This is a genomic window from Curtobacterium sp. PhB136 (assembly GCF_004346855.1).
In the GTDB taxonomy this organism is placed as follows: domain Bacteria; phylum Actinomycetota; class Actinomycetes; order Actinomycetales; family Microbacteriaceae; genus Curtobacterium.
This window is the reverse complement of record NZ_SMGH01000005.1, coordinates 91,845-106,725: the sequence shown is the minus strand read 5'-3', so window position 1 is coordinate 106,725 and position 14,881 is coordinate 91,845. Positions and strand designations below refer to the sequence as shown.

Annotated in this window: 15 protein-coding genes and 1 pseudogene; 12 read left to right on the top strand and 4 right to left on the bottom strand. The window is 72.2% G+C overall.

The window, feature by feature from the left end:
* Positions 1 to 4 precede the first annotated feature (4 nt).
* The 6 genes from nadA to EDF27_RS06880 all read left to right on the top strand — a co-directional run bounded on the left by nadA (position 5) and on the right by EDF27_RS06880 (position 5,915).
* On the top strand, positions 5 to 1,276 hold the full coding sequence (gene nadA, locus EDF27_RS06905; RefSeq protein WP_123702234.1) for a quinolinate synthase NadA: 1,272 nt from the start codon (positions 5 to 7) through the stop codon (positions 1,274 to 1,276).
* 2 nt (positions 1,277 to 1,278) lie between these two features.
* Complete coding sequence (locus EDF27_RS06900; protein ID WP_132047903.1) at positions 1,279 to 2,919, top strand: FAD-binding protein; 1,641 nt, start codon at positions 1,279 to 1,281, stop codon at positions 2,917 to 2,919.
* Entirely contained in the window at positions 2,916 to 3,827 is a 912-nt protein-coding gene (gene nadC / locus EDF27_RS06895) for a carboxylating nicotinate-nucleotide diphosphorylase (RefSeq protein WP_132047901.1), read from the top strand. The genes EDF27_RS06900 and nadC overlap by 4 nt, the downstream gene beginning before the upstream one ends.
* A gap of 3 nt (positions 3,828 to 3,830) precedes the next feature.
* Entirely contained in the window at positions 3,831 to 5,006 is a 1,176-nt protein-coding gene (locus tag EDF27_RS06890; protein WP_132047899.1) for a cysteine desulfurase family protein, read from the top strand.
* A gap of 91 nt (positions 5,007 to 5,097) precedes the next feature.
* On the top strand, positions 5,098 to 5,364 hold the full coding sequence (locus EDF27_RS06885) for a hypothetical protein (protein ID WP_132047897.1): 267 nt from the start codon (positions 5,098 to 5,100) through the stop codon (positions 5,362 to 5,364).
* A gap of 260 nt (positions 5,365 to 5,624) precedes the next feature.
* Positions 5,625 to 5,915, top strand: a complete 291-nt coding sequence (locus EDF27_RS06880) for a hypothetical protein (protein WP_243698243.1) — start codon at positions 5,625 to 5,627, stop codon at positions 5,913 to 5,915.
* Here the strand turns inward: EDF27_RS06880 and EDF27_RS06875 are convergent.
* Positions 5,875 to 6,366, bottom strand: a complete 492-nt coding sequence (locus tag EDF27_RS06875; RefSeq protein WP_123655553.1) for an MSMEG_6728 family protein — start codon at positions 6,364 to 6,366, stop codon at positions 5,875 to 5,877. The two genes, EDF27_RS06880 and EDF27_RS06875, sit on opposite strands and share 41 nt — an antisense overlap.
* Positions 6,367 to 6,452: 86 nt before the next feature.
* Here EDF27_RS06875 and EDF27_RS06870 point away from each other — a divergent pair, with 86 nt between their 5' ends.
* Positions 6,453 to 7,049 (top strand): NAD(P)H-dependent oxidoreductase, encoded by a 597-nt coding sequence (locus tag EDF27_RS06870; RefSeq protein WP_132047895.1) that lies wholly within the window; start codon positions 6,453 to 6,455, stop codon positions 7,047 to 7,049.
* Positions 7,050 to 7,073: 24 nt separating this feature from the next.
* Here EDF27_RS06870 and EDF27_RS20055 read toward each other — a convergent pair whose 3' ends face one another.
* The 3 genes and pseudogenes from EDF27_RS20055 to aroQ form a co-directional block, all read right to left on the bottom strand.
* A complete protein-coding gene (locus tag EDF27_RS20055; protein WP_279433184.1) occupies positions 7,074 to 7,883 on the bottom strand; it encodes a Gfo/Idh/MocA family oxidoreductase in 810 nt (269 codons plus the stop codon).
* 125 nt (positions 7,884 to 8,008) lie between these two features.
* Positions 8,009 to 8,137: pseudogene (locus EDF27_RS20235) on the bottom strand (gfo/Idh/MocA family oxidoreductase); the annotation flags it as partial.
* 85 nt (positions 8,138 to 8,222) lie between these two features.
* Positions 8,223 to 8,666, bottom strand: a complete 444-nt coding sequence (gene aroQ / locus EDF27_RS06860) for a type II 3-dehydroquinate dehydratase (protein ID WP_123655551.1) — start codon at positions 8,664 to 8,666, stop codon at positions 8,223 to 8,225.
* A gap of 189 nt (positions 8,667 to 8,855) precedes the next feature.
* Here aroQ and EDF27_RS06855 point away from each other — a divergent pair, with 189 nt between their 5' ends.
* The 5 genes from EDF27_RS06855 (at position 8,856) to EDF27_RS06835 (ending at position 14,731) form a co-directional block, all read left to right on the top strand.
* Positions 8,856 to 10,526: a sodium:solute symporter family protein gene (locus tag EDF27_RS06855; protein ID WP_123702246.1), complete on the top strand. Its 1,671-nt coding sequence runs from the start codon at positions 8,856 to 8,858 to the stop codon at positions 10,524 to 10,526.
* Positions 10,527 to 10,556: 30 nt separating this feature from the next.
* A complete protein-coding gene (locus EDF27_RS06850; RefSeq protein ID WP_207909576.1) occupies positions 10,557 to 10,886 on the top strand; it encodes a hypothetical protein in 330 nt (109 codons plus the stop codon).
* Between the two features lie 179 nt (positions 10,887 to 11,065).
* The gene (locus EDF27_RS06845; RefSeq protein ID WP_132047893.1) at positions 11,066 to 11,482 is read left to right on the top strand and encodes a VOC family protein; all 417 of its coding nucleotides are present in this window, start codon (positions 11,066 to 11,068) and stop codon (positions 11,480 to 11,482) included.
* Positions 11,483 to 11,507: 25 nt separating this feature from the next.
* Positions 11,508 to 12,521, top strand: a complete 1,014-nt coding sequence (locus EDF27_RS06840; protein ID WP_243698242.1) for a type II CAAX endopeptidase family protein — start codon at positions 11,508 to 11,510, stop codon at positions 12,519 to 12,521.
* A gap of 176 nt (positions 12,522 to 12,697) precedes the next feature.
* Positions 12,698 to 14,731, top strand: coding sequence for a copper-translocating P-type ATPase (locus tag EDF27_RS06835; RefSeq protein ID WP_132048435.1), 2,034 nt, complete (start codon positions 12,698 to 12,700; stop codon positions 14,729 to 14,731).
* Positions 14,732 to 14,881 lie beyond the last annotated feature (150 nt).

Here is a 14,881-nt window from a genome sequence, read left to right as displayed (position 1 = left end):
CCCGGTGTCCATCGCAACCACCATCGAACTCATCTCCAACGGCAAGGCCGACGGCAGCACCTGCACGCCGGACCTCGCGATGCCGACCTGGGACTTCGACGCCCGCCCCGGGTACGGGCCCGGCTCGTCGATGTCCGACGTCATCCCGACCACCGCCCCGCGCCAGGGCGTCCTGCCGGACGAGTACAAGCACGCCCCCGTCGACGAGCTCCACGAGCGCATCGAACGGGCGAAGGCGACCCTCGGGGACCGCGTCGTCGTCCTCGGGCACTTCTACCAGCGCGACGAGGTGGTCCGGCACGCGGACTTCCTCGGCGACTCGTTCCAGCTCGCGAACGCCGCGCTGACGAAGCCCGACGCCGAGGCGATCGTGTTCTGCGGCGTGCACTTCATGGCCGAGACGGCCGACATCCTCGCGCGCGACGACCAGCGCGTGATCCTGCCGAACCTGGCGGCCGGCTGCTCGATGGCGGACATGGCCGACATCGACAGCGTCGAGGCCGCGTGGGCCGAGCTCGAAGCGGTCTACGGCACCGAGCCGGACGCCGACGGCCGCGTGCCGGTCATCCCCGTCACGTACATGAACTCCGCTGCCGACCTCAAGGCCTTCTGCGGCCGCCACGGCGGCATCGTGTGCACCAGCTCGAACGCGGCGACCGTCCTCGAGTGGGCGTTCGAGCGCGGGCAGCGGGTCCTCTTCTTCCCGGACCAGCACCTCGGTCGGAACACCGCGAAGGCGATGGGCATCAGCACGGACCTGATGCCGATGTGGAACCCCCGACTGCCCGGCGGCGGCAACACCGCGGCCGAGCTGCTCGCCGCGAAGGTCGTCCTCTGGCACGGCTTCTGCTCCGTGCACCGTCGCTTCACGGTGGACCAGATCGAGCAGGCCCGCGTGGACCACCCCGGCGTCCAGGTCATCGTCCACCCGGAGTGCCCGATGGCCGTCGTCGACGCCGCGGACGCCGCCGGCAGCACGGACCTGATCCGGAAGACCGTGGCCGCGGCGACCGAGCCGACCACGTTCGCGATCGGCACCGAGATCAACATGGTGAACCGGCTCGCCGCGGAGTACCCGCAGCACACGATCTTCTGCCTCGACCCGGTCGTCTGCCCGTGTTCGACGATGTACCGGATCCACCCCGGCTACCTCGCCTGGGTGCTCGAGGCCCTCGTGAACGGCGAGGTCCTCAACGAGATCGTCGTCCCGGACGACGTCAAGGCCGACGCCAAGGTCGCGCTCGAGCGGATGCTCGCGGCCCGTCCGAAGGACTGAGCGTGCACGTCGTCATCGTCGGCTCCGGCATCGCCGGGCTCACCGCCGCGATCCGCGCGAGCGCCCGCCACGACGTCACCCTCGTGACGAAGGGCGCGCTGGCGGACGCGGCGACGAGCCACGCCCAGGGCGGCATCGCCGTCGCCCTCGGCGCCGACGACACCGCGGCGCTGCACCAGGCCGACACGCACGTCGCGGCGGCCGGCAGCGCCGACGCCCGCGCGGTCGAGGTCCTCTGCACCGACGGTCCGGCCCGCGTCCGCGACCTCCTGGCGCTCGGCGTGCCGTTCGACCGCACCGCCGACCCGGCGAGCCTCGACCGGTACGGCGACGACCTCGCCCGCGGGCGTGAGGCGGCGCACGGACGCTGGCGGGTCGTGCACGCGGCTGGCGACGCCACCGGCGCGGCGATCGAGCAGACGCTCATCGCGGCACTGCACCGGCAGCACGTGACGATCCTGGAGCGCACCTGCCTCACCGACCTCGTGCTCCGTGACGGGGCGGTGGTCGGCATCGACGTCCTCGATCTCCTCGGCGAGCCGCGGCGGATCGACGCCGACGCGGTCGTCCTGGCATCGGGCGGCGCCGGGCACCTGTACCGCGAGACGACGAACCCGCTCGTCGCGACGGGCGACGGGGCTGCCGCGGCCTGGCGTGCCGGAGCCGTCCTGGCCGACCTCGAGTTCATGCAGTTCCACCCGACACGCCTCGCGGTCCCCGGCGGCGGGCTCGTCTCCGAGGCCGTCCGCGGCGAGGGCGCCGTCCTCCGCGACGCCCGCGGTCGCCGCTTCATGACCGCCGTGCACCCGGACGCCGAACTCGCCCCGCGTGACGTCGTCGCCCGGGGCATCGCCGCCGCGATCCGCGACTCCGGGGAGGTCGTCCTCGACGCCACGGCACTCGACCCCGGCTTCCTCGTCGCCCGCTTCCCCGGCCTCACCCGCGCCACCCGTGCCGCCGGCTTCGACTGGACCCGCGACGGCGTCCCGGTCGCCCCGGCAGCGCACTACTTCATGGGCGGCATCGCCACCGACGCCGAAGGGCGCACGAGCATCCCGGGTCTCGCCGCCATCGGTGAAGCCGCGTGCACCGGTGTGCACGGTGCGAACCGCCTCGCCTCCAACTCCCTCCTCGAGGGACTGGTCTTCGCGGTCCGCGCAGCGGACGCGCTCGGCGCACCGCGACCCGGCCTGCTCCGTCTCCGCGGCACCGCGACGCTCCCCGTCACCACGGTGCCGGGGGTCGTGGGGCCGACCACTGCCTCCCGTCCGACGATCGGTACGGACCGCCGGACGGGAGGCCCGGCTCGCCTCGACGGGTCGGCCGACGTCCGGCAGACGGTCCAGCGGGTGATGACCGAACGCGTCGGCCTGCTCCGCGACGCGGGTGGGCTGGCGACCGCGCGTCGCGAGTTCGACGCGCTGGCCGTCGATGCTCCGTCGACCGTCCGGGCGCACGAGGACCGCGCGCTCCTCGACCTCGCCCGGCTCGTCGCCCGCGCTGCCGAGGCCCGCACCGAGTCCCGCGGCGCACACGCCCGCACCGACCACCCCGACACCGACCCGGACGCCCCCGCGTCGCTCGCGTGGGTCGCCGCACCGGCGACCGCACCCGTTCCCGTCCCCGAGGAAGCACTCGCATGACCATCACCGTGCCCACCACCCAGGTCGGCTCCATCCCGCCGCACGCGCTCCGCCGCGTCATCGAGACCGCGCTCGAGGAGGACGCGCCGTGGGGCGACGTCACCAGCGAGACGCTCATCCCGGCGGACGCGACCGCCACCGCGACGCTGGGCGCCCGTGAGCCCGGTGTCCTCAGCGGCGGCGCGGTCTTCGTGGCCGTGATGCACGCCGTGGACCCCACCATCGAGGCGGTCGTGCACGTCGCCGACGGGGACCCGTTCGCGCCGGGGGACGTCCTCGCGACCGTGACCGGGTCGGCCCGGGCGGTGCTCCGCGCCGAGCGGGTCGCGCTCAACCTCGTGCAGCGGATGTCCGGCATCGCGACCGCGACCGCCCGGTACGTCGCCGCCGTCGCCGGCACCCGCGCGCGCATCGTCGACACCCGGAAGACCACGCCCGGGCTCCGCGCACTCGAGCGCTACGCCGTGCGGTGCGGCGGCGGGCACAACCACCGGACGTCGCTGTCCGACGCGGTCCTGGCGAAGGACAACCACCTCGCGGTGCTGCTCGCGAGCGGGATCGGCATCGGCGAGGCGATCCGCGGCGCCCGGGAGCGGCTCGGGCACACGGTGCACCTCGAGGTCGAGGTGGACCGCATCGACCAGATCGAGCCGGTCGTCGGCGCCGGGGTCGACACGATCATGCTCGACAACTTCACGCCGGCGATGCTGACCGAGGGCGTGGCGATCGTCGGCGGCCGTGCGCTCGTCGAGGCGTCCGGCGGGGTCTCGCTGGACACCGTCGCCGCGATCGCCGCCACCGGGGTCGACGTCATCTCGGTGGGCGCGCTGACGCACTCGGCGCGTGCCCTCGACCTCGGGCTCGACATCGACATCGACGTCGCCGTCCCGTCCGCGCCGTCGGCCTGACCGGTGTTCTACCTGGACCGCGCCGCCACGACACCCGTCCGCCGCGAGGTGCTCGAGGCGATGTGGCCGTGGCTGACGGGCGGCTTCGGCAACCCGTCGTCCACGCACGGGATCGGGGACCAGGCGTCCCGCGGGCTCGCGGCCGCGCGTGGACAGGTGGCGTCGGTGCTCGGCTGCCGTCCGGCCGAGGTCGTGTTCACCGCGGGCGGCACCGAGGGCGCGAACACGGCGGTGAAGGGCATCGCGCTCGCCGTACCGCGGGGCCGCCACGTCGTCACGAGCGCCATCGAGCACGAGGCGGTCCTGGCGAGCTGCGCGTACCTGGACCGCTTCCACGGGTTCGAGGTGACCGTGCTGCCGGTGTCGCCGGACGGCCGCGTCGACCCGTCGGTGCTCGCCGCGGCGCTCCGGCCGGACACCACGCTCGTGTCGATCGCGCACGCCGACAACGAGATCGGCACGGTGCAGGACATCCCCGCCCTCGCGGCGCTCGCGCACGGGGTCGGCGCCCGCTTCCACACCGACGCGGTGCAGTCCGCGCCGTGGTTGCCGATCGGCCTCGACCTGCTCGGTGTCGACGCGCTGACGTTCTCCGGACACAAGCTCGGCGCGCCGAAGGGCACCGGGGTGCTCGCGATCCGGTCCGGTGTGCCGATGGAGCCGCTCGTGCACGGCGGGGGCCAGGAGCGCGGACGGCGGTCGGGCACCGAGGACGTCGCCGGGGCGGTCGCGGTGTCGACCGCGGTGGCGCTGTCGGCGGCCGGGCGCGCTGTCGCCGCCGCGACGGCGACCGCCACTCGGGACGCGGTGGTCGCCGGGGTCCTCGCCGGGGCCCCCGGTGCGGTGCTCACCGGGTCCGCTGTGCACCGGCTGCCCGGGCACGCGTCGTTCTGCTTCCCCGAGGTACCCGGTGCCGCCGGTGCCGCGCGGGTCCCCGCCGTCAACGGGGAGACCGTGCTGCTCGAGCTGGAGCAGCGGGACGTCGTGTCGTCCTCGGGGAGCGCCTGTGCCGCCGGCAGCACCGAGGCGTCGCACGTCCTCACCGCGCTCGGGCTGTCCGACGAGGTCGCGCGGAGTGCCGTCCGGCTGACGTTCGACGGGACCCTGACGGGGGAGGACGTCCCGCTCGTCGTCGCCGCGGTCGTCGATGCGGTGGCGGCGGTCCGCTCGCTGGGCTGAGCCGCATTCAGGGGTGTACTAGACGTTCTACTCCATCTCTGGGTACGTGTCCCCCCTTTTGCGGACACCCGTTCTGCGTCAGAGTGTTCACATGGCAAACGCGATGACGACTCGAGTCCCCCGGGAGGACCGCTTCCGGGCGGTACAGCTCCTGCCGGCACCCGCGACCGTCCTCGCGCTCGCCGTGGCAGCCGGACACGACGTCGGCTCGGCGCCCCTCGGTCTCATCGCCGTGGTGGGCGCGCTCGCGACCATCGGGAGTGCCCTGCTCCCGATGATCTGCCCGGCCGCTGCACGACGATCCATGCCTGCTCCGACCGAGTCGGAGCGGTACCGAGAGGACACCGAACACCTCTGAGGACCCGCGCCGCCCGGCTCCGTTCCCCTGCGGGAGCCGGTCGGCGCGATGAACCGGACGCACCCCTGAACCAGCGTCCGGAGCGGGCCGCGACGATCCCTGTCGTCGCAGTCTGCTGCACCCCGTGACCCGCCGTGGGTCAAGGACGCCGTTTCCCTGAGCGGCGTCCCGTTCCCCCTCGAACCCACGGCGGGTCCGGGTGCACCTTTCTGCCTGCCGGTACCGCGCGGCCGAGCAGCGCGCGCCGGTACCGTGTGGGCGTGCCCTCCTACCGCGTCACGCTCGCCATCGGTGCGCTCGCACCCGGGGTCGCTCCCGACGCCGTCCTGCCCGCCGCCGCCCGGCTCGTCGCCGAGCTCGCCGTCGTCGAGGCGCAGGACGTCCGCCTGCTCCGCGGTGTGCCGTGCGCGGTCGTCCGCTACGAAGCCGCGGAGGACGAGCTCGCCGTGGCCGTCGCCCGGCACGCCGTCGACGGCCTCGCCGGCACCGTCGAGGTCCGCTCCGACCGGGTCACCCGGCGCGACGGGGCGCGGTGGACGCCGATCGCCTGACCGCAGCGCTCGGCACCGGCCAGACGTAGTCCAGGTCGTCCGGCACGTCCGGGAAGAGCGGGAGGTAGTGCTCCCGGTCCTTCTGCACGAGCTTGGACCGGTGCGACCGGTGCACGGCCTCGTCCGCGTTCCACGCCGGGACCGGGTAGTCGCCGCGCTCGTACGCCGCAAGGTCCTCGGGGGAGCGGCCGAGGTCCGCGAGGGTCTTCGCCAGGCACGTGTCGACGTGTCCGCGCTCGAGCCACACCCCGCACGTGGCGTCCTGGTACGCCATCAGCGCCGGCCGGTACCCGCGCCACATCGCCACGACCGGGTGGTGCTGCCACCCGTAGTCCGGCAGCGTCAGCGCGCGCATCACCTGCAGGGTCTCGACGCGCTGCTTCCCGAGCCGGCGGTCGTCGAGGGACTCGGCGGATGCGCGGAAGTCGGCGTACGGCAGGAACGTCTGCATGCGGCGAACGGTACGCGGGCGCGGCTGAGGCGACACATGTCGTCACAACCGCGCGGGGGCTCCGGCGTCGTGTGAGCATCGAACGCATGAGCGGAGAACTCGTCGTCGGCGTCAGCGGCAGCCCATCGGACCCGTCGCGCACCTCGACCCTCGTGGCCGCGACCGTTGCGCGACTCGGTGAGGAGATCGAGGACGCGCGCACCCTGACCGTGGAGATCGGTCCGTTGCTGGCCGACCTCGGCGCGGCGTCGGACCGCTCGACCATGTCGCCGACCACGGTCGCCGCGCTCGAGGCCGTCGAAGCCGCCGACGTGCTCGTCGTGGGCAGCCCGGCGTTCCGTGCCGCGTACTCCGGCGCGTTCAAGCTCTTCTTCGACTGGATCGGGCAGTACGACCTCGTCGACACCCCGGTGCTCCTGACGGCGACGGGCGGCAGCGACCGGCACGCGCTGCTCGTCGAGCACCAGATGCGCCCGCTCTTCGGCTTCTTCCAGTCCACCACGCTGCCGATCGGGGTCTTCGGCAACGAGCGCGACTTCACCAAGCGCGAGGGTGGTTACGACATCACGAACATCGACCTCGAGCTCCGGATCGACCAGGCCGTCCGGCGCGCGCTGCCGATCATCCGCGGCGGTTTCGTCACGGCCGCCACGACGGACGTCCCCCGCCCCGCCGACTTCTAGCCACGCGCTCGCCACGCGCAGCCGTCAGGCCGCCGGGACCTCGACCACCTGGCCGGACTCCGCCGCGCGCCGTGCCGCATCGAGCACCTCGACCACGTGCACGGCGTCGTCGACGGACACCGGCACCGTGCCCTCGCCCCGGACCGCCCGGGCGAACCGCTCGTAGTAGTCGGTGTACGAGCTCTGCGCCGACGGCACCGACGCGGTGCCGGACTCCGTGGTCAGCGTGCCGCCGGCCGGCTCGACGCCCCACCCGGCGCGGTCGACAGCGGGGGAGCGCCCGGCGACGGCTGCCTGCGCCTGCACGTCGGTGCTCGATGCCTCGTAGGTCCCGTCGACCCCGTCCACTCGCAGACGGCGAGCGGCGAGGAACCCGGCCTTGTTCGACGTGAGCCGTGAGACCACGCCCGAACGGTGCGTCGCCTCGAGCGTGAAGCCCGCGTCGATCTGCCCGTCCTGGTCGCGGCCGAGCGAGCGCGCGTCGCGCATGTCGAGCGAGGCCCACACCGACGCGATCGGCCCGAACAGCGACACCGCCTGGTCGACCAGGTGCGACCCGATGTCGGAGAGCACGCCGCCGCCGACCCCGGTCGCGATGCCCGCTCGCTCGACCAGGTCGAAGCGCGACTCGAACCGCAGCACCTCGCCGAGCGCGCCGCCGTCCAGCACACCCCGGAGCGTCACGAGGTCGGTGTCCCACCGCCGGTTGTGGAACGGCGCGACCGGGACGCCCGCCTCGAGCGCAGCCGCCCGGATCTCGCGCGCGGTCGCGGGGTCCGGCGCGAACGGCTTGTCCGCGACGACGGCGATCCCGGCAGCGACGGCCTCGAGCACGAGGTCACGACGGGTGGACGGCGGCGTGGTGATGACGACGGCGTGGTGATGACGACGGCGTCGACACCCCCCGCGATGAGCGCGGTGAGCGAGTCGAACACCGGGACGTCCGGCAGGTCGGTCGCGAGCTGCGCGCGCTTGTCCGCGGAGCGGGCGACGACGCCCACCAGTTCGACGCCGGAGGCGTCGAGGATGAAGGGCCGGTGGAAGGCGCGCCCTCCGATGCCGTAGCCGACGAGTCCGATCCGCACCATGTCCATACATGCGAACATAGCCCAGAACCGGACGGGAGGCCCGTGGCGGCACCGCCACGAGCCTCCCGTCCGCCGCTCGGTCGCGTCAGCCCTGCAGGGCCGCCACGTGCGCGACCGCCAGACGGTAGCCGTCGGCGCCGGCGCCCGCGATGACGGCGGTCGCCGCCGTCGCGACGTGGTCGACGTGCCGGAACGGCTCGCGCTTCCACGTGTTCGAGAGGTGCACCTCGACGACCGGGACCGACAGTGCCTCCACGGCGTCGTGCAGCGCGACGGAGGTGTGCGCGTAGGCCGCGGGGTTGATCACCACGCCGACGAAGTCGTCGAGCGCCTCGTGCAGCCACTCGACGAGCTCGCCCTCGCGGTTGGTCTGCCGGAAGTCCGCGTCGAGTCCGTGCACCGCCGCCTCGGTGTGGACGACCGCCTCGATCTCGGCGAGCGTCACCGTGCCGTACTGCTCCGGGTCGCGGCGGCCGAGGATGTCGAGGTTCGGGCCGTTGAGGACGAGGATGCGCGGCTGCTCGGTCATGTCCAGAGCCTACCGGCGGGGTTTGTGGCGTCCCCCGGTTCGCATGACACATGTCATGGCTATGTGAACGGTCACAATAGGCCACCGCGCGGATCGGAGCAAAAGTTACAAAACGGTACTACTCGGGTAGTGTCCCCCGTTGGATCGGCGCAGACGCCGGTCCTGATCACCTCGACGTGGAGTCACTACATGGTTCTCGCTGCAGCGAACAACGGGATCCAGCTCAACCTGGGCTGGGTCGACTACCTCATGATCATCGTGTACTTCGCGGTGGTCATCGGGATCGGGTTCACCGCCCGGAAGCAGGTCCGGACGAGCATGGACTTCTTCCTCTCGGGCCGGTCCATGCCCGCGTGGATCACGGGCCTGGCGTTCGTGTCCGCGAACCTCGGCGCGACCGAGATCCTCGGCATGGCCGCCAACGGTGCCCAGATCGGCATGGCGACCCTGCACTACTACCTCGTCGGCGCGGTGCCGGCGATGGTGTTCCTCGGGCTCGTGATGATGCCCTTCTACTACGGCTCCAAGGTGCGTTCCGTGCCGGAGTTCATGCTGCGCCGCTTCGGCAAGGCGCCGCACCTGGTGAACTCGATCGCGTTCGCGGTGTCGAACGTCCTCATCGCCGGCATCAACCTCTACGCGATGGCGATCGTCATCGAGGCCATGCTCGGCTGGCCGGAGTGGCTCGCCATCATCGTCTCCGCGGGCTTCGTCCTCGTCTACATCACCCTCGGCGGGCTCTCCAGCGCGATCTACAACGAGGTCATGCAGTTCTTCGTGATCATCGCCGGCCTCGTCCCGCTGACGATCGTGGGTCTGCACCGCGTCGGCGGCTGGAGCGGCCTGAAGTCCGCGATCGTCGAGACGCAGGGCGTGCAGCACCTGCAGGCGTGGGCCGGCACCGGGTTCGGCAACGTCACGAACCCGATCGGTGCGAACTGGCTCGCCATCGTGCTCGGGCTCGGCTTCGTGCTCGGCTTCGGCTACTGGACGACGAACTTCACCGAGGTGCAGCGCGCCTTCTCCGCGAAGAACATGTCCGCGGCCCGCCGCACCCCGCTCATCGCCGCGATCCCGAAGCTCTTCATCCCGGCGATCGTCGTCATCCCGGGCCTCATCGCGGCCGCCGTCGTCGGCAACCAGTTCGCGGACGGCACGCTGACGTACAACGACGCGATCCCGAAGCTCATCCAGATGTACCTGCCGACCGGCGTGCTCGGCGTCGCGGTCACCGGGCTCCTCGCCTCGTTCATGGCCGGCATGGCCGCCAACGTGTCCTCGTTCAACACCGTGTTCACGTACGACATCTGGCAGCGCTACGTGAAGCCGAACATGCCCGACGCGCACTACCTGCAGACCGGCCGCTGGGTCACCGTCGTCGGGGTCGTCGTCGGCATCGCGACCGCGTTCATCGCCGCCCAGGCGCAGAACATCATGACGTACATGCAGACGCTGTTCTCCTTCTTCAACGCGCCGCTGTTCGCCGTGTTCATCCTCGGTCTGCTCTGGAAGCGGATGACCACCCAGGGCGCGCTCTGGGGCTACATCCTCGGCATCGTGACGCCGACGATCACGTGGATCGCCTACCTGGTGAACCCGAAGCTGTTCGCGACCGGGACCGCCGAGACGCTCTACGGCGCGATCATCTCCTTCGTGACGGTGCTCATCGTCGGGTTCGTCGTGTCGATGTTCACGAAGCCGAAGGCCGAGAAAGACCTCAGCGGTCTGGTCTACGGCGTCGGCAAGATCGACCTGCACGGTGACTCCGTCGCGACCGACACCGCCTGGTACCGGTCCCCGGCGCTCCTCGGCACGGTCGCCCTCGTGCTCTGCGTCGTCCTCTACCTGCCGTTCCTCTGATCCGCTGTCCTGCGAAGGAGACCACACCTCATGAGTGACACCACCAACGCCATGACGGACGAGCAGAAGGCCGAACTCGTCCGTTCCACCCGCCGTCTCGACCTGCGCCGCATCCTCGGCGGACTGTTCGTGCTCTACGGCGTCATCACCACCATCGTCGGCATCGTCAACTGGGACTCGGACCCGGTGAAGACCGGCGGCATCCACATCAACCTCTGGGTCGGGCTGTCGATGCTCGCGGGCGGGCTGCTATTCTTCCTCTGGGACCGGCTCGCGCCCGTCCCGGCGGAGGACATCATCGGCCAGGCCGAGGCGGAGGAGCACCAGAAGGCCGCCGGCGAGGGCCGCGAGCTGGCCTGAGCCGCCGCGGGCTGCGCTTGGCTGCCTGACCCGCCGCGGGCTGCGCTTGGCTGCCTGACCCGCCGCGGGCTGCGCTTGGCTGCCTGACCCCGAACGACGAGGTCGCTGTCGTACGACAGCGACCTCGTCGTTCTTGCGAAACGGTTGCGGTCCGCTCTCGGTCGGGCCAGGTTGATCACATGCCGACCATGGTCTTCATCAACCTCCCCGTCGCCGACCTGGAGCGCTCGACCGCGTTCTACGAGGCGCTCGGGTACTCGATCAACCCGCAGTTCAGCGACGAGACGGCCGCGTGCGTGGTGATCAGCGACACCGTGTACGTGATGGCGATCACGCACGCGCGGTTCACGGACTTCACCGACAAGCCGATCTCGGACGGCTCGACGATCGAGGTGATCAACTCCCTCACGGCGGACTCGAAGGACGACGTCCACCGCATCGTCGACGCGGCTGTCGCCGCCGGCGGGACCGAGGACCGGCCGGCGATGGACCTCGGCTTCATGTACCAGCGGAGCTACCTCGACCCGGACGGGCACCGCTGGGAGCACGTGTGGATGGACATGCAGGCGGCGCAGGACGGCCCGCCAGCCGAGTGACGGTGGTGGCCGGTAGCATTTCGGCATGAACCACCAGGGGGAACCACAGCCGTCCGGGCCGATGCCGACCGGGCCGGTGCAGTCCGCGCGGATGCAGTCCGTGCCGACGTGGGCGATCGTCGCCTTCGTCCTGATCGCGCTCGCGGGGGCGTGGGCGGTCGCGTTGCCGCTCTGGCTCTCCGGGCGCGGGCTCGGCACGCCGTTCGCCACGCTGTTCATCGTCGGGATGATGTTCACCCCGCTCGTGTCCGCCGCGCTCGTGCTCTTCCTGCTCGGACACCGTCGACCCCGCCCGGTGCTCCGCTTCCTCGGGGTCTGGCCCCTCCGACCGGTGGGCCGGACGATCTGGACGACGGTTGCCGCCTACCTCGGCGGACTGCTCCTCCCGGTGGCGGCGCTGGTCGTCGCCGCGCTCGCCGGGTGGTTCCCCGTCGACCTGGTCGGGTTCGGCGGCTTCCACGACGTCCTGCAGGCGCAGGGTCTCCGGAGCCTCCCGATGCCGATCGGGGTGCTCGTGACGCTGCAGCTCGCGCAGCTGCCGTTCGTCGCCTGCTTCAACGCGTTCGTCACCATCGGGGAGGAGATCGGCTGGCGCGGGTTCCTCGTCCCGGCGCTGGCACGGTTCGGCACCTGGCCCGCGCTCGTCGGCTCCGGTGTCGTGTGGGGGCTCTGGCACGCGCCGATCATCCTGCTCGGCTACAACTTCGGCCGGACCGACTGGCTCGGCGTGCTGTTCATGGTGATCGCGTGCGTGCTGCTCGGGATCGTGCTCGGGTGGCTGCGGCTCCGGACGGGCTCGGTGTGGCCCGCGGTGTTCGCGCATGCCGGGGTGAACGGTGCCGCCGGGGTCGGGGCGGTGGTGGCGGCCTCGGGCGTGGACGTCTCGAGTGTCCTGCGGAGTCCCCTCGGTGTGGCGGGGTGGATCGTGCTCGCCGTCGTGGTCCTCGTGCTCGTCCTCACCGGGGCGATCCGGCGCCGGGGCGACCTCGCGCCGCCGCCGACGACACCGTCCACTCCGGCCGATCACGCGGTGTCCTGACCGTTCCGTCCGTTCTTTGGGTACCCCTAGGGGGTATGGTGGGTGGCATGGACCAGCGCGACGACCACGAGGACCGGAAGACGATCGTCCAGGACGCGTCGGACCAACCCGGGCACGTCGACGGCGGCGAGCACGCGCACCACGATCACGCCGGGCACAATGCGGCCGGGCACGACATGGCCGGGCACGACATGGCTGGGCACGACCACGCCGGGCACGACATGGCGGGGCACGGCCACATGCACCACGGGCACGGCGGGCACGGCGACCACGCCGCGATGTTCCGCGACCGGTTCTGGTGGAGCCTCGTGCTCGCCGTCCCGGTCGTCGCGTTCAGCTCGATGTTCGCCGACATCCTGCACTACCCGCTGCCCGACGCCGCCTGGGCCGGCTGGGTCTCGCCGGTGCTCGGCACGGTGCTGTTCCTCTACGGCGGCTGGCCGTTCCTGACGGGCGGTTGGTCCGAGGCCCGCACGAAGCACCCCGGGATGATGCTCCTCATCGGGATGGCGATCGTCGTGGCGTTCGTCGCCTCGTGGATCACCAGCCTCGGGCTCTTCGGGCTCGACCTCGACTTCTGGTGGGAGCTCGCACTCCTCATCGTGATCATGCTGCTCGGGCACTGGATCGAGATGCGTGCCATGGGCGTCGCCTCGAGTGCCCTGGATGCGCTGGCGGCGCTGCTGCCCGACGAGGCCGAGGTGATCGACGACGGCGGTGACGTGTCCCGGGTGCCGGTGTCGAGCCTCCAGGTCGGACAGACCGTCGTGATCCGACCCGGCGGACGCGTCCCCGCTGACGGCGAGGTCGTCGACGGCCGCGCGCAGGTCGACGAGTCGATGATCACGGGGGAGTCCGTCGCCGTCGAGCGAGCCGCGGGCGACCGCGTCGTCGCGGGCACCGTCGCGACCGACAGCTCGATCCGCGTCCGGATCACCGCGACCGGGGACGACACCGCGCTCTCCGGGATCCAGCGGATGGTGGCCGAGGCGCAGGCATCGTCGTCGCGGACGCAGGTGCTCGCCGACCGGGCCGCGGCACTCCTCTTCTACTTCGCCACCGGGGCGGCGATCATCACGTTCGTGGTGTGGATCCTCCTCGGCAGCCCCACCGAGGCGATCACCCGCACGGTCACGGTGCTGATCATCGCCTGCCCGCACGCCCTCGGGCTCGCGATCCCGCTCGTCGTGGCGATCTCGACCGAGCGTGCCGCGAAGGCCGGCATCCTGGTGAAGGACCGGCTCGCCCTCGAGCGGATGCGCGGCATCGACACCGTCGTGTTCGACAAGACCGGCACCCTGACGACCGGCTCGCCCGAGGTCGTGGACACGATCCGCGACGACGCGGTCCTCGGGCTCGCGGCCGCTGCCGAGCGGGACAGCGAACACCCGGTCGCCAGGGCGGTCGTCGCCGCGGCTGCTGACCGTGGGATCGCGGTGCCGTCCGACGTCGACGACACCGGATCGGTGCCCGGTCGTGGCGTCAGCGCGACCGTCGCCGGCCAGCGGATCGAGGTCGGCGGGCCCGCGATGCTCCGGGAGAGCGGCGCCGTGATGCCGGACGACTTCGCCGAGCGGGTCGACGGCTGGCGTGCTGACGGCGCCGCGGTGATCGTCGCCGTGGTGGACGGCACGGTCCGTGCAGCGTTCGCCGTGCGCGACGCCGTGCGCCCGGAGTCGGCGGAAGCCGTCCGTGCCCTGCACGACCGCGGGATCCGGGTCGCGATGGTCACCGGCGACGCGCAGCAGGTCGCCGACGCCGTCGCCCGGGAACTCGGCATCGACGAGGTCCGCGCCGAGGTGCTCCCCGAGGACAAGGAGGGCGAGGTCGCTCGACTGCAGGAGTCCGGTGCCGTCGTGGCGATGGTCGGCGACGGCGTCAACGACGCGCCGGCGCTCGCCCGGGCCGACGTCGGCATCGCGATCGGCGCCGGGACGGACGTCGCGGTGCAGAGCGCGGGCGTCGTGCTCGCGTCGAACGACCCTCGCCGGGTGCTGACCGTGATCGACCTGTCCCGCGCGACCTACCGGAAGATGGTGCAGAACCTCGTCTGGGCGACCGGGTACAACGTGCTGTCGGTGCCCCTCGCGGCCGGGGTGCTCGCCGGGGTCGGGTTCGTGCTGTCGCCCGCCGTCGGCGCGGTCCTCATGAGCCTGTCGACGGTGATCGTCAGCCTGAACGCCCAGCTGCTCCGCCGCTTCCGCGCCTGACGCGGGCGCGCGCGGGCGCGCGGGCGGGCGCGCGCGCCCCAGGCGGGCGTGAGATCGCACTTCGTGTCGGATCGATCACGACGAACCGACACGAAATGCGATCTCACCGAGGTGTGCCCGTGGCCGGCGTCGCCGCGTGGGGCGCGGTGT

What these genes read in the sequence shown, in the direction of transcription:
- EDF27_RS06835 (WP_132048435.1), top strand. Translation starts at nt 12,698, where the DNA reads ATGGCCGGGCACGACATGGCTGGGCACGACCACGCCGGGCACGACATG.
- EDF27_RS06855 (WP_123702246.1), top strand. Translation starts at nt 8,856, where the DNA reads ATGGTTCTCGCTGCAGCGAACAACGGGATCCAGCTCAACCTGGGCTGG.
- EDF27_RS06870 (WP_132047895.1), top strand. Translation starts at nt 6,453, where the DNA reads ATGAGCGGAGAACTCGTCGTCGGCGTCAGCGGCAGCCCATCGGACCCG.
- EDF27_RS06850 (WP_207909576.1), top strand. Translation starts at nt 10,557, where the DNA reads ATGAGTGACACCACCAACGCCATGACGGACGAGCAGAAGGCCGAACTC.
- nadC (WP_132047901.1), top strand. Translation starts at nt 2,916, where the DNA reads ATGACCATCACCGTGCCCACCACCCAGGTCGGCTCCATCCCGCCGCAC.
- EDF27_RS06845 (WP_132047893.1), top strand. Translation starts at nt 11,066, where the DNA reads ATGCCGACCATGGTCTTCATCAACCTCCCCGTCGCCGACCTGGAGCGC.
- aroQ (WP_123655551.1), bottom strand. Translation starts at nt 8,666, where the DNA reads ATGACCGAGCAGCCGCGCATCCTCGTCCTCAACGGCCCGAACCTCGAC.
- EDF27_RS06840 (WP_243698242.1), top strand. Translation starts at nt 11,508, where the DNA reads ATGAACCACCAGGGGGAACCACAGCCGTCCGGGCCGATGCCGACCGGG.
- EDF27_RS06885 (WP_132047897.1), top strand. Translation starts at nt 5,098, where the DNA reads ATGGCAAACGCGATGACGACTCGAGTCCCCCGGGAGGACCGCTTCCGG.
- EDF27_RS06875 (WP_123655553.1), bottom strand. Translation starts at nt 6,366, where the DNA reads ATGCAGACGTTCCTGCCGTACGCCGACTTCCGCGCATCCGCCGAGTCC.